The 13219-nt window shown below is 56.9% G+C and carries 9 protein-coding genes; 4 read left to right on the top strand and 5 right to left on the bottom strand.

Features of this window, described 5'->3' with window-relative positions:
- Positions 1-101 precede the first annotated feature (101 nt).
- Both AB5Y85_RS16810 and AB5Y85_RS16805 read left to right on the top strand, forming a co-directional pair.
- Positions 102-1178, top strand: coding sequence for an RES family NAD+ phosphorylase (locus tag AB5Y85_RS16810; protein WP_257687411.1), 1077 nt, complete (start codon positions 102-104; stop codon positions 1176-1178).
- Positions 1179-1336: 158 nt separating this feature from the next.
- The gene (locus tag AB5Y85_RS16805) at positions 1337-1822 is read left to right on the top strand and encodes a GNAT family N-acetyltransferase (RefSeq protein WP_101529612.1); all 486 of its coding nucleotides are present in this window, start codon (positions 1337-1339) and stop codon (positions 1820-1822) included.
- Between the two features lie 123 nt (positions 1823-1945).
- Here the strand turns inward: AB5Y85_RS16805 and eno are convergent, their stop codons facing one another.
- From eno to rlmD, 5 genes are all read right to left on the bottom strand, one after another.
- Positions 1946-3247: a phosphopyruvate hydratase gene (gene eno, locus AB5Y85_RS16800; RefSeq protein WP_005335583.1), complete on the bottom strand. Its 1302-nt coding sequence runs from the start codon at positions 3245-3247 to the stop codon at positions 1946-1948.
- 89 nt (positions 3248-3336) lie between these two features.
- Positions 3337-4974 carry a glutamine hydrolyzing CTP synthase gene (gene pyrG, locus AB5Y85_RS16795; RefSeq protein WP_005335584.1) on the bottom strand — a complete coding sequence of 546 codons (1638 nt, stop codon included), beginning with the start codon at positions 4972-4974 and terminating at the stop codon, positions 3337-3339.
- Between the two features lie 141 nt (positions 4975-5115).
- Positions 5116-5913, bottom strand: a complete 798-nt coding sequence (gene mazG / locus AB5Y85_RS16790; RefSeq protein WP_101529613.1) for a nucleoside triphosphate pyrophosphohydrolase — start codon at positions 5911-5913, stop codon at positions 5116-5118.
- 73 nt (positions 5914-5986) lie between these two features.
- Positions 5987-8200 carry a GTP diphosphokinase gene (relA, locus tag AB5Y85_RS16785; protein WP_005335588.1) on the bottom strand — a complete coding sequence of 738 codons (2214 nt, stop codon included), beginning with the start codon at positions 8198-8200 and terminating at the stop codon, positions 5987-5989.
- Positions 8201-8431: 231 nt separating this feature from the next.
- Complete coding sequence (gene rlmD, locus AB5Y85_RS16780; RefSeq protein ID WP_100645155.1) at positions 8432-9754, bottom strand: 23S rRNA (uracil(1939)-C(5))-methyltransferase RlmD; 1323 nt, start codon at positions 9752-9754, stop codon at positions 8432-8434.
- Between the two features lie 153 nt (positions 9755-9907).
- On the opposite strand from rlmD, the gene barA reads away from it, so the two are divergent.
- Together barA and AB5Y85_RS16770 are read left to right on the top strand one after the other, a co-directional pair.
- Entirely contained in the window at positions 9908-12625 is a 2718-nt protein-coding gene (barA, locus tag AB5Y85_RS16775) for a two-component sensor histidine kinase BarA (protein ID WP_257687410.1), read from the top strand.
- Positions 12626-12714: 89 nt separating this feature from the next.
- Positions 12715-13194, top strand: a complete 480-nt coding sequence (locus AB5Y85_RS16770; RefSeq protein WP_005335594.1) for a DUF1456 family protein — start codon at positions 12715-12717, stop codon at positions 13192-13194.
- The last annotated feature ends 25 nt before the right edge of the window (positions 13195-13219 follow it).

The following is a 13219-nucleotide window of genomic DNA, read 5'->3' as shown; positions in this document are numbered from 1 at the left end:
TAATTTTTATTACGGCGCTTTACAGCATTCAAATCTATACGGAATTGCGCGATCAGTGCCGTATTCCATCTAACTACTGTGAAGCTAAAAGGAACATTAAAATGCATGAACAAGAAACGGATGATAATTGCGCATTACTTTGTTCAGATTGTTTTGAGGATGAAGGGCTTAGAATCGATTCATACAAAATTGGCCTTGAGTCATCAGAAAAATGCCCACAATGCAAAAGTAAAAGCGGAAAAAAACTTACTAAAGAGCTTATCTTGGGATTAGCTTGGCGTTTCTTTGTCAGTGGAACAACTATTCGCTGTGACTATGGCGCAGCGCCAGTAATTCAGACTAATGAGTATCACTATGGAAAAAGTGATATCCGACCATCGCCTTGGCTGGAAAGAGATATAACACTGATTGAAGATGCAGCTAAAATTGGTTTTTTTCACTACGGACCACGATTGTGGATGGTTGGCGAGGTTGAACCACTGAAGGATCTGCAACTAGATGGCAGTCGAGCGAGAATTATTCAGCGTGTAATCAAGGAGTATCCTGAGAGATTGATTCCTGGTGGAATGAAGTTTTATCGACTCAGAATTAACCCTAAAAATCCTGCTAATCATACCGAATATGACAGTCCTCCTATTGAGTTCTCGGGAAATGGACGTTTAGATTCTGTTGATTTATCAGTTATGTACGGTTCCCAGGATATTGATGTTTGCATACATGAATGCCGTGCTTCCACAGAGGATGAAATATATGTTGCAACGTTTGAAACCACTAGAGACCTACACCTTTTAGATCTGACTCATGTTTTAGAGGAGGATGTTACGGAGTTCGAAAGCTTAGATATGGCTATACATATGTTGTTTCTTGCCAAATCTCACTCTTATGAAATATCCAGAGATATAGCTAAGGCGGCACTGGCCGCTGGTTTTGATGGGGTTATTTACCCTTCATTTTTCAGTCTAATTAGAACAGGTGGCCACCCATTTGAAACGAGCTATGGCCTATCCTTACGACGTTACCACCCAGAGCGAGAAAAATATGCAAATGCTTTCACTGTAAAAAACTTCGCACTGTTTGGGTATCCCTTACAGTCCGGCTTGGTGAAAGTAAAATCTATCAATAGGCTTATAATTACCCAAGTCGGGTATCAAGGCCATTTTGGTCCAATAGAGTATTAAGTTAAAATCAAGCCCGTAGGTTCGATTAGCGAAGCGTAATCGGACGTTCGCGATAGAAATATTTCGTGATAGTACCAGTTGCCTTTAGAGACCAACTTTCACGCTGTCTCATTTTTCACCTGTATCTTTGCTGGCTAACCCCCGCGCCAAGGAGATAAATGAAGCCTGACTTAACCGGCACTCGGATTGTGCTGCGCACCATTGGCCCGCAGTATGCTGCCGATCTGTTCGAGATTTATGGCAATCCGCTGACCATGGAGTTTGCCTCTGATCCCTGCTTTACCTCTCCCGCCATGGTGGCGCAGATGATGGCGAGCGTGGTGCGGCTGGAGCACACGGGTGAGTCGCTGGAGTGGGCGATTGTCGAGCGGGAGGACAATAAGGTGATCGGCACCTGCGGCCTGCACAGTTTCAGCGAGGCGGGCCGCTGCTGCGAGGTGGGCTGCCTGCTCAATGCGGCCTATTGGCGCAGAGGGTTTATGTCGGAGGCGCTGGGATTGCTGTTCGCCCACGCCAGCATACTGGGAGTCACTCGCCTCACCGCAGATATCGATGCAGATAACGTCCGCTCTATCGCCCTGTTTGCAAAACTGGGCTTCAAGGCGCATGCAGGGCGCTATCAGCGCACGCTCCCCTTTATCTGACCCGAGACCAGAGGCACAACCCCCTCGCCTCTCAGGCCGTTTTGGCAATGTTCAGGCATAAAAAAACCGGAACCCAAGGGTTCCGGTTTTTTTCATTCCAGCCGAGGCTGGCAAACCAGCAAATTAAGCCTGGTTTTTAACTTCTTTCAGACCGCGGAAAGGAGCTTTGGCACCCAGAGCTTCTTCGATACGGATCAGCTGGTTGTACTTGGCAACACGGTCAGAACGGCTCATGGAACCGGTCTTGATCTGGCCAGCAGCGGTACCAACAGCCAGGTCGGCGATGGTAGCGTCTTCGGTCTCACCGGAGCGGTGGGAGATGACGGCAGTGTAGCCAGCGTCTTTGGCCATCTTGATGGCAGCCAGAGTTTCGGTCAGGGAACCGATCTGGTTGAACTTGATCAGGATGGAGTTGGCGATGCCGTTGTCGATACCACGCTTCAGGATCTTGGTGTTGGTTACGAACAGGTCGTCACCCACGATCTGGATTTTCTTGCCCAGTTCAGCAGTCTGGTAGGCGAAACCTTCCCAGTCAGATTCGTCCAGGCCATCTTCGATGGAGACGATCGGGAACTTGGTGGTCAGGTCAGCCAGGAAGTCGGAGAAACCGTTGGAGGTGAAGACACGACCTTCGCCTTTCAGGTTGTACTCTTTCTTCTCTGCGTCGTAGAACTCGGAAGCAGCGCAGTCCATAGCCAGGGTGATGTCGGTGCCCAGTTTGTAACCGGCAGCGGCAACGGCTTCAGCGATAACTTCCAGCGCTTCGGCGTTGGATTTCAGGTTCGGAGCGAAACCACCTTCGTCACCAACTGCAGTGTTGTAGCCCTTGGACTTCAGCACTTTGGCCAGGTTGTGGAACACTTCTGCGCCCATGCGAACGGCTTCTTTCAGGGTCTTGGCGCCAACCGGCTGGATCATGAACTCCTGGATGTCGACGTTGTTGTCGGCGTGCTCACCACCGTTGATGATGTTCATCATCGGCAGCGGCATGGAGTAAACACCCGGGGTGCCGTTCAGCTCGGCGATGTGGGCGTACAGCGGCATGCCTTTGGCAGCAGCGGCAGCTTTGGCGTTAGCCAGGGAAACAGCCAGGATGGCGTTGGCGCCGAACTTGGATTTGTTCTCGGTACCGTCGAGGTCGATCATGATCTGGTCAACGGTGGCCTGGTCCTTGGCATCTTTACCCAGCAGAGCTTGAGCGATCGGGCCGTTTACGGCTTCGATGGCTTTCAGCACGCCTTTACCCAGGAAACGGCTCTTGTCGCCGTCACGCAGTTCCAGCGCTTCGCGGGAACCGGTGGACGCGCCAGACGGAGCGGCTGCCATACCAACAAAACCACCTTCCAGGTGAACTTCGGCCTCAACGGTCGGGTTACCACGGGAGTCGATGATTTCACGACCGATCACTTTAACGATCTTGGACATGTGTATTTCCTCAGGTTTCGTAAAAAAACAACAAAAATATGCCAAAAAAAGCGGCTGTGGCACAGTGCCCCAACCGCATTTATTTTCAATTACTTCAAATTACGCTTCTGATACTCGCCTGCCGCCTTCACAAAACCGGCGAACAGAGCGTGGCCATCACGAGGAGTAGAGGTGAACTCCGGGTGGAACTGCGCAGCCACGAACCAGGGGTGATCCGGGATCTCGATGATTTCCACCAACTTCTTGTCGGCGGAGAGACCGGTCACTTTCAGACCTGCCGCTTCAATCTGCGGCAGCAGCTTGTTGTTGACTTCGTAACGGTGACGGTGACGCTCGTAAATGGTCGGGCTGCCGTACATCTGACGCACCTTGGAATCTTCGACCAGGTGGCAGAGCTGGGAACCCAGACGCATGGTACCGCCCAGATCGGACTTCTCGGTACGGGTCTCGACGTTGCCCTCTTCATCCACCCACTCGGTGATGAGGCCGACGACCGGATACGCGCAATCTTTCTTGAATTCGGAGGAGTGAGCCCCTTCCATACCCGCCACGTTGCGAGCGAATTCGATCATGGCAACCTGCATGCCGAGGCAGATACCCAGGTAGGGGATCTTGTTCTCGCGGGCATACTGGGCAGCCAGAATTTTGCCTTCCACACCGCGCTCACCGAAGCCACCCGGCACCAGGATAGCGTCCAGACCTTCCAGCAGCTCGGCGCCACGGGTCTCGATGTCCTGAGAGTCGATGTACTTGATGTTGACGGAGTGACGGGTCTTGAGACCACCGTGCTTGAGCGCCTCGTTGACGGACTTGTAAGCGTCCGGCAGGGAGACGTACTTGCCGACCATACCGATGGTCACTTCACCAGTCGGGTTGGCCTCTTCGTAAATAACCTGTTCCCACTCGGACAAGTCAGCCTCTTTGCACTCCAGACCGAAACGCTCGGTGAAGTAGGAGTCCAGATTCTGGGACTTGAGCAGTGCCGGGATCTTGTAGATGGAGTCGACGTCTTTCATGGAGATGACGGCGCGCTCGGGCACGTTGCAGAACAGGGCAATTTTGGCGCGCTCATTGGCCGGAATGGCACGGTCGGAGCGGCAGATCAGCACATCCGGCTGGATACCGATGGAGAGCAGCTCTTTAACGGAGTGCTGGGTCGGCTTGGTCTTCACTTCACCGGCTGCGGCCAGGTAAGGAACCAGCGTCAGGTGCATGAACATGGCGTTGTTGCGGCCCACTTCGGCAGCCAGCTGACGAATGGCTTCGAGGAACGGCAGGGACTCGATGTCACCCACGGTACCGCCTACTTCGACGATGGCAACCTGATGGCCTTCGGCACCGGCAATCACCCGCTCCTTGATGGCGTTGGTGATGTGCGGGATAACCTGAATGGTGGCGCCCAGATAGTCACCACGACGCTCTTTACGCAGTACGTCGGCGTAGATACGGCCGGTGGTAAAGTTGTTGCGACGGGTCATCTTGGTGCGGATGAAACGCTCGTAGTGGCCCAAATCCAGATCGGTTTCGGCCCCGTCCTCGGTTACGAACACTTCACCATGCTGGGTCGGGCTCATGGTGCCCGGATCCACGTTGATGTACGGGTCCAGTTTCATGATGGTCACATCCAGACCACGGGCTTCCAGAATGGCTGCCAGAGAAGCTGCGGCAATGCCTTTGCCGAGGGATGAAACAACGCCACCAGTAACAAAAATATATTTGGTCGTCATGCTGAACCTGAAAGAAGTTTAGGGAATTTTAAGGGGTGCTTCGGGGATGAAGCAGGACGGGGAAACAGTATACCAAAAACCCCTCTCCCAAACAATGAGCAAAAATCTATCAGGCTCACCGCCCCCCCATCTTGCGCCAAATCAACTTTGCTCGGTTTCCTTCGCCTTATCCCAAGCGGCATCGAGCTTTTCGAGGGTGCAATCGGTCATTTTCAAGCCTTCTGCGGCGATTATCTGCTCAACCTGACGAAAGCGACGTTCGAACTTGGCGTTGGCACCGCGCAGCACCTGCTCCGGATCCTTGCCCAGATGACGCACCAGATTGACGGTGGCAAACAACAGGTCGCCAAGCTCATCGCTTACCCGCGCCTCGTCCACATCGGCCATCAATGCCTCTTCCATCACCTCGTCGATCTCTTCGTGGATCTTGTCCACCACAGGCCCCAACGTCTTCCAGTCAAAACCGACGGTGGCACAGCGTTTCTGAATTTTGGCGGCGCGGGTCAGGGCAGGCAGCGCCTGCGGGATATCGTCCAGCACGCTCTCTTTGTCGAGGGCCGCTCGTTCTTTGGCTTTTTCCGCCTCCCAGTTCGCTTTTACCGCTTTCTCGTCGCCAAGGTCTACATCGGAAAAAACGTGGGGATGACGGCGAATGAGTTTTTCGCTCACCGTATCGACGATATCGGCGAAGTCGAACAAGCCCCGCTCTTTACCCAGCTGGGCGTAAAACACCACCTGAAACAGCAGGTCGCCCAACTCCCCTTTCAGCCCCTGCCAATCCTCGGTCTCGATGGCATCGGCCACCTCATAGGCCTCTTCCAGAGTGTGCGGCACTATGGTCTGGAAGTTCTGTTTCAGATCCCAGGGGCAGCCGTTTTGCGGATCGCGCAGACGAGCCATGATGTCGAGCAGTTGGGGCAGATCGTAACGTTGAGACATGAGATATTCGCTTTCAATTCGTTCAAAAAGGGTCATAAATACAGACCGGCCACTGGGGCCGGTCTGTTCGATATCAAAGCCGCTTGGCGCTGATCACGTCGTTAAGCTGACTGAGCTTGGCCAACGCCCGGTTGAAGGCGTTGATGTTGTAAATCTCCAGCTCCATGTCGATCTCGGCGGTCTGCTCGCGCACGTTGGAGCGTGAACGCACCCCCATCACATTGATCTTCTCGTTGGCCAGCACGGTAGTGATATCGCGCAGTAGGCCGGAGCGATCGTTGGAGATGATCCGGATGGTGAGGCCATAGCCGCCGGAGTAGTTCTCCCCCCACACCGCATCGATCAGCCGCTCCGGGTTGCGCCGTGACAGCTCCTTGAGCTGCTCACAATCTTCCCGGTGAATGGATACACCGCGCCCCATGGTGATAAAGCCCTGAATGGAGTCCCCCGGAATGGGCTGGCAGCAGCGGGCAATATGGGTCATCAGGTTGCCGACCCCTTCCACCACTATGTGATCCTTGGGCTTGTGGCGCATCGGCGCATTGGCCTTCTGCTCCAGCTTCTCCAGCAGGCGGCGATCTTCCTCTTCCGCCGTCGGCTTGTTGTAACAGGTGTCGAGATAGTTGAGCACCTGGTTGATGCGGATGTCGCCGCTGCCGATACCAGCCAGCAGATCGTCGGTGCTCTCCAGATTGAAGCGGCGCAGCATGTTGCCCTTGTCGATCTTGGACATGCTGAGGTTGTGGCGATCCAGCTCCTTCTCGAACAGCTCGCGACCGGCCACGATATTCTTGTCCCGATCCAGTTTTCTGAACCAGGTCGCCACCTTGGCCCGCGCACGGCTGGAGCGCAGGAAGCCGGCGTTGGGGTTCATCCAGTCGCGGCTCGGGTTCGGCTCTTTCTGGGTGATCACCTCCACCTGATCGCCGGTCTGCAGCGCATAGGTGAACGGCACGATGCGGCCGTCAATCTTCGCGCCGATGCAGCGGTGACCGATCATGCTGTGGACGTGATAGGCAAAATCGAGCGGGGTGGCGCCTGCCGGCAGGTCAATGACATCCCCTTTCGGGGTGAAGACGTAGACTCTGTCCTCGAACACCTGACTGCGCAGATCTTCCAGCAGGGAGCCGCTCTCGGAGAGATCCTCCTGCCAGGCGAGCAGCTTGCGCAGCCACTCGATCTTGTCTTCGAAGGTGTTGGCCTTGCCGCCAGCCTGTGCCCCTTCCTTGTAGCGCCAGTGCGCCGCGACGCCGAGCTCGGCATCCTGATGCATCTGGTCGGTACGGATCTGGATCTCGACCGTCTTGCCCTCAGGCCCCACCACTACGGTGTGGATCGACTGATAGCCGTTGGGTTTGGGGTTGGCGACATAGTCGTCAAACTCGCGGGGAATGTGGTGGAACTGGGTATGCACGATACCGAGCGCCGCATAGCAATCCTGCAACCGCTTGGTCACTACCCGCACCGCGCGCACGTCGAATAACTCGTTGAATTCGAGGTGCTTCTTCTGCATCTTGCGCCAGATGCTGTAGATGTGTTTCGGGCGACCGTACACCTCTGCGTCAACTCCCGCCTCTTTCAACCCATTACGCAGGGATTGCACAAACTCGCGGATGTAGCGCTCGCGGTCGAGCCGCTTCTCGTCGAGCTGCTTGGCGATCTGCTTGTAGGTATCCGGGTGCAGGTAACGGAAGGCGAGATCTTCCAGCTCCCACTTGAGCTGGCCGATGCCCAGACGGTTGGCGAGCGGCGCATAGATGTTGGTGATCTCCTGGGCCATCAGCACCCGGGTCTCTTCATCAGCCGTCTTCGCTTCCCGCAGGCAGGCGATCCGCTCCGCCAGCTTGATCACCACGGCGCGCACATCCTCGACCATAGCGAGCAACATGCGACGCACGTTGTCGACCTGCTCCGGCGAGGTTTCGCTGCGATGGAGAGTCTGCAGGGAGCGGATGGCCTCCATCTCCAGCACCCCTTCCACCAGCTTGGCGATCTTGGAGCCAAAGTCCTCGTCCATCCGCTCCTGGCTGATGAGACCGGCTTCGACGAAGGGGTAGATGATGGCGGCTTTGAGAGTGCCGATATCCATGCTGAGCATCTGCAGGATGCCCACCATTTCGATGCCGCGCACCAGCAGCTTGCTGGTCAGCGCCTCGTCACCGAGCGTCAGACAATACTGGTAGACGGTTCGCAGCTGATCCTTTTCACTGTCACTCAAGGAGAGCGAGCTGACCCACTCTTCCAGGGTGAAGTTGTCTTTCAAATGAATATCGCGAACCGCAACCATGGTATCAATCCTTTAAATTATCGGGCCGAAAGCTGTCACTTTCTCCCCTCATGAGATTGCCTCAAATGGGGATATCCAGCGCACTTTTCAAGGCATATTGTCCAGAAAGACAATAGAGTGCGCCAACAGGCCCTGCCGAACGACGAGGGTCTAGATTACCCCAATCACATCAGCTCAAACAGACGCAGACATGCCAGATTACATATCTGCATCGCCGTACTGATGAGTCATTTACTCCCGTTCAAACAGCGCCATGGACTCCAGATGACCGGTGTGAGGGAACATATCGAGCATGCCGAGGCGCACCAGACGGTAACCCCCTTTCACCAGTACCTGACTGTCCCGCGCCAGGGTGACCGGGTTACAGGAGACGTAGACCACCCGCTTGGGGGAAAGTTTCACGACGTGTCCCATCACTTCCAGCGCACCGGGGCGAGCCGGATCCAGCAGCACCAGATCAAACCCTTCCCGCGCCCAGGACATGCCGACGATGTCATCGCTCAGGTCAGCTTTGTAGAAACGGGCATTGGTGATGCCGTTGCGACGGGCGTTCTCTTCGGCCCGCTGCACCATGGCCAGTTCACCTTCGACACCCACCACTTCGCGAGCCTGACGGGCCAGCGGCAGGGTGAAGTTGCCGATGCCGCAGAAGAGATCGAGCACCTTGTCATCCTTGCTCGCCCCGAGCCATGTCAGCGCCTGCTCAACCATGCTCTGGTTGATGGGGCCGTTGACCTGAATGAAATCACCGGGAGCAAATGCAAGAGACAGGCCATCCAGCGAGTAGGATGGGGAAAATTGTTGCTGCAGCGCTTCGATGCGATCATCGGCCGCCTGCAGATAGAGGTCGATCCCCTGCGCTTTTGCAAACTCCACCAGCAGGGCGCGATCCGCCTCATTGGGGCGGCCGGTGTGGCGCAGCAGCATCATGATCCCCTGCTCCGCCTGGATAAGCTCCGCATGGCCCAGCTCGCGCTGGCTCTTGAGGCGATTGAGGCATTCACGCAGCGGGGCAATCAGCGCAGAGAGCGGCTCAGCCAGTACAGGGCAACTGTCGATCTCCACCAGATCGTTGCTGTTGCGACGGCGGAAACCGACCCGGGTGCAGCGACCGTTCTTGTCAAATTTGATGGCCAGACGACAGACCCGGCGATAGGCACGATCTTCACCGGTCAGTACCGGCTCCAGCGCAGGCGCCTTGATGTTGCCCAACCGCTCGAACAGGCTGACCAGTCCGGCCGCCTTGGCGGCTTGCTGATCGGCAACCGACATGTGCTGGGCACTGCAACCGCCGCACTCGCGATAATGGCTGCAAAAGGGAGCGATACGATTGGCCGCCGGGGTCACCACCTGTTGCAAGGCGGCGTGACCATACTGCTTTTTCTCTTCGGTGATGCGTGCCTTGACGGTCTCGCCGGGCAGTGCCCCTTCGACAAAGATCGCCTTGCCCTGATGGCGACCGATACCGACGCAGTGGTGATCGAGAGTGTCTATCGTAAATTCAATGCGTTGGAGCTGGGTGGACTTCTTTTGGGGCTTGAAAAACTGGGCCATAAAACTTGGTGCCTATAGGTGGCTATGTCATGATTGTGGAATCTGCTGCCGGGTATTGTCCCACAAGAATAATAGTATGACCAAATACGGCCACAGAGCCCGTGTATTGCCATCAACCCTATCGCCAACCCTGTTCACTGGTGGCCTGTTCGTATGACCAAATATGGCCTGAGAGCACGCGTTCTCGCCTTCACCATCCTGCCCACCCTGATCATCGGTGGCCTGATGGCCGGTTACTTCACCTTCCACCGCTACCAGCAGCTGGAAAACAACCTCATTGATCAGGGGATCAACATCATCGAACCGCTGGCGATCGCCAGTGAATACGGGATGACCCAGCACAGCCGAGAATCCCTCAAGCGGCTGATTGGCCTGACCCACCGCAAGAACTCCCCCTTCATCAAGTCCATCGCTGTCTTCACCCAGGACAACCAGCTGTTCGTCACCTCGAACTACCACCGGGATTTCACCCGGCTCAGGCTGCCCGATGGCGAGCCCATTCCGGATCTGACCAGCGTGACGTTTCAGGGGGATGACATCATTTTGCGCACCCCGATCCAGGCTGAAACCAGTCTGGATGGCTTCCCGCTGCCCAGCGATGTAGAGCCGCCGATGATCGGCTACATCTCGATGCAGATGGCGACCGACAGGGCCATGCTGCTGCAGTACCGCGACACCTTCTTTGCGGTGATCATGGTGCTCATCGGGGTGGCCTTCAGTACCCTGTTTGGCTTCCGGCTGGTCAAGAGCGTGACCCAACCCATCACCAACATGGTGCAGGCGGTGCACAAGATCAGGGAGGGGCGGCTCGATACCCGGGTCAGCGGCCAGCTCACCGGCGAGCTGGATATGCTGAAAAACGGCATCAACGCCATGGCCAAGGCGCTCTCCGAATATCACGAAGAGATGCAGCAGAATATCGATCAGGCCACCTCTGACCTGCGCGAAACCCTGGAGCAGATCGAGATCCAGAACGTCGAACTCGACATGGCCAAGAAACGGGCGCAAGAGGCGGCGCGGGTCAAGTCGGAGTTTCTGGCCAACATGTCCCACGAGCTTCGTACACCGCTCAACGGGGTCATCGGTTTTACCCGCCAGCTGCTGAAAACCAGCCTGACCCCGAGCCAGACCGACTACATGCAGACCATCGAGAAATCGGCGCGCAACCTGCTTGGCATCATCAACGACATCCTCGACTTCTCTAAGCTGGAAGCGGGCAAGCTGCAGCTGGAACATATCCCGTTCAGCCTGCGCGACACCCTCAACGAGACCATGCACCTGCTCGGCCCCAGCGCCCACGACAAGCAGCTGGAGCTCTCCCTGCGGGTGGATGCCGATGTGCCGGATTACCTCACCGGCGACCCCATGCGTCTGCAACAGGTGCTGACCAACCTCACCGGCAACGCCATCAAGTTCACCGAGCAGGGCAACGTGGATGTCCATATCGAGCAGACCGGCAGTGGCAACCACAAAGTGAGGCTCAACGTCCAGATCCGCGATACCGGCATCGGTATCTCCCAAGAGCAGCAACATCAGCTATTCCAGGCCTTCAATCAGGCCGACTCCTCCATCTCCCGCCGTTATGGCGGCACGGGCCTGGGCCTCGTCATCACCCAGAAGCTGGTGCAGCAGATGGGCGGCCAGATCCGCTTCGAATCGGAGCTCGGCAAAGGCTCCATCTTCTCGTTCAGTCTGGATGTGGAGGTCTCCCCCCTGCCCCAGACCGATCAACCGCCGCTGGATCGGATCCGTGGCAAACGGCTCTGGCTGCTGGAACCGGATCCCTTCGCGCAAGCCTCCCTGCTCGCCCTGCTGGCGGAGTGGCACCTCGACGTGCACCCACTGACCAGCGATGATCCCTGGCCCGAGATGAGCGAGCAGGAGATGGTGATCATCGGCAGCAGCACCCTGCATACGCCGCAGCAGGTGCTCGGCCGCCTCGACAAACTGAACGGCCAGCAGCAGAACACCATAGTGCTGCTCAGCAGCCACGAGCCGGCGCTCTATGAAGCTATGCTGGCCCATGGCGCCCAGCACTGTCTCTCCAAACCGGTCAACCACCGCAAGCTGCTGCACGCCCTGCTCTCGCCGGAATCGAGCCGCCAGAAGCTGCCCGCTCAGCCTGCGCCGCGCCAGTTGCAGCCGATCAAGGTGCTGGCGGTGGACGACAACGCCGCCAACCTCAAGCTGATCGCCGCCATGCTCAAGGAGATGGTGAGTCAGGTGGTGGTGTGCAAAAACGGCAAGGAGGCGGTCAAGCAGGCACAGAGCCAGCCGTTCGACATCATCTTCATGGATATCCAGATGCCGATCATGGATGGCATCAGCGCCACCCAGGCGATCCGCAACCAGTCCCTCAACACCACCACCCCGATCGTGGCGGTGACCGCCCACGCCATCCCCGGCGAACGGGAGCGGCTGATCCGGCAGGGGATGGACGACTATCTGGCCAAGCCCATCGACGAGAGCATGCTGGCCCAGCTCATCACCGACTTTGCCCATCGCCGCCACCAGAATAATGGTGCCCAACAGATCGACTGGGCACTGGCGGTGCGGCAGGCGGCAGGGAAAGAGCATCTCGCCAGAGAGATGCTGACCATGCTGCTGGCCAGTTTCGACGAGGTCGAGCCAGTGCTGGATAGCGCGCTGGCTGGCGAAATTGAAGATAGTGAAGTGCTGGCCCAGCTCCATCGCCTCAACGGCGGCTGTGCCTATTCCGGGGTGCCGGGACTGCAACGGCTGCTCTCCCAGCTGGAGCAACAGCTGCGTGACGGCGTGCCGGTCAGCGAGCTGGAACCCGAGCTGCTGGAGCTGCAAGATGCGCTGGAACTGGTGCGCCAGGAGGCGCCCCGCTATCTCGGCAGGGCTTGATGAGCTTGACCTGAACTGTAGCGGCCCCCGCTTTTTCTGACGTGAGGGCTGCCAGATGGTAAAGTTGCGCCGTTTACACAGGAGTCAGCATGACCAACAACGATATTCTGCGCCGTCTGCGCTACGCCCTCACCATCAGCAACGACCAGATGGTCGAGATGTTTGCCAAGGGCAACCTGACGGTCACTCACGCCCAGCTGCACAGCTGGTTGATGAAAGAGGCGGCGGAAGGTGAAGAGCAAGAGGCAGGCTATGTTGCCTGTCCCGACTCGGCCCTGAGCCAGTTCCTCGACGGTTTCATCATCGCCCGCCGCGGCGTGCGGGAAGATGCACCGGCCCAGGTGATCCCGAACCGGATCAACAACAACATGATCCTGCGCAAGCTGCGCATCGGTCTCAACTTCAAGGAAGAGGATATGCTCGGCACCCTCAAACTCGCCGACTTCAACCTCTCCAAGTCCGAGCTCAGTGCCCTGTTCCGCTCCAAGGATCACAAGCACTATCAGGATTGCGGGGATCAGATCCTGCGCAACTTCCTGATCGGCCTCACGGCCAAATACCGCGGCTAACCAGCCGCGCGACTGACCAGACAGA

This window comes from Aeromonas sp. R3-1, from assembly GCF_040908345.1.
Classification (GTDB): Bacteria; Pseudomonadota; Gammaproteobacteria; order Enterobacterales; family Aeromonadaceae; genus Aeromonas; species Aeromonas veronii.
This window is presented reverse-complemented; position numbering and strand designations above follow the sequence as displayed.

What these genes read in the sequence shown, in the direction of transcription:
- AB5Y85_RS16810 (WP_257687411.1), top strand. Translation starts at nt 102, where the DNA reads ATGCATGAACAAGAAACGGATGATAATTGCGCATTACTTTGTTCAGAT.
- AB5Y85_RS16805 (WP_101529612.1), top strand. Translation starts at nt 1,337, where the DNA reads ATGAAGCCTGACTTAACCGGCACTCGGATTGTGCTGCGCACCATTGGC.
- eno (WP_005335583.1), bottom strand. Translation starts at nt 3,247, where the DNA reads ATGTCCAAGATCGTTAAAGTGATCGGTCGTGAAATCATCGACTCCCGT.
- pyrG (WP_005335584.1), bottom strand. Translation starts at nt 4,974, where the DNA reads ATGACGACCAAATATATTTTTGTTACTGGTGGCGTTGTTTCATCCCTC.
- mazG (WP_101529613.1), bottom strand. Translation starts at nt 5,913, where the DNA reads ATGTCTCAACGTTACGATCTGCCCCAACTGCTCGACATCATGGCTCGT.
- relA (WP_005335588.1), bottom strand. Translation starts at nt 8,200, where the DNA reads ATGGTTGCGGTTCGCGATATTCATTTGAAAGACAACTTCACCCTGGAA.
- rlmD (WP_100645155.1), bottom strand. Translation starts at nt 9,754, where the DNA reads ATGGCCCAGTTTTTCAAGCCCCAAAAGAAGTCCACCCAGCTCCAACGC.
- barA (WP_257687410.1), top strand. Translation starts at nt 9,908, where the DNA reads ATGACCAAATATGGCCTGAGAGCACGCGTTCTCGCCTTCACCATCCTG.
- AB5Y85_RS16770 (WP_005335594.1), top strand. Translation starts at nt 12,715, where the DNA reads ATGACCAACAACGATATTCTGCGCCGTCTGCGCTACGCCCTCACCATC.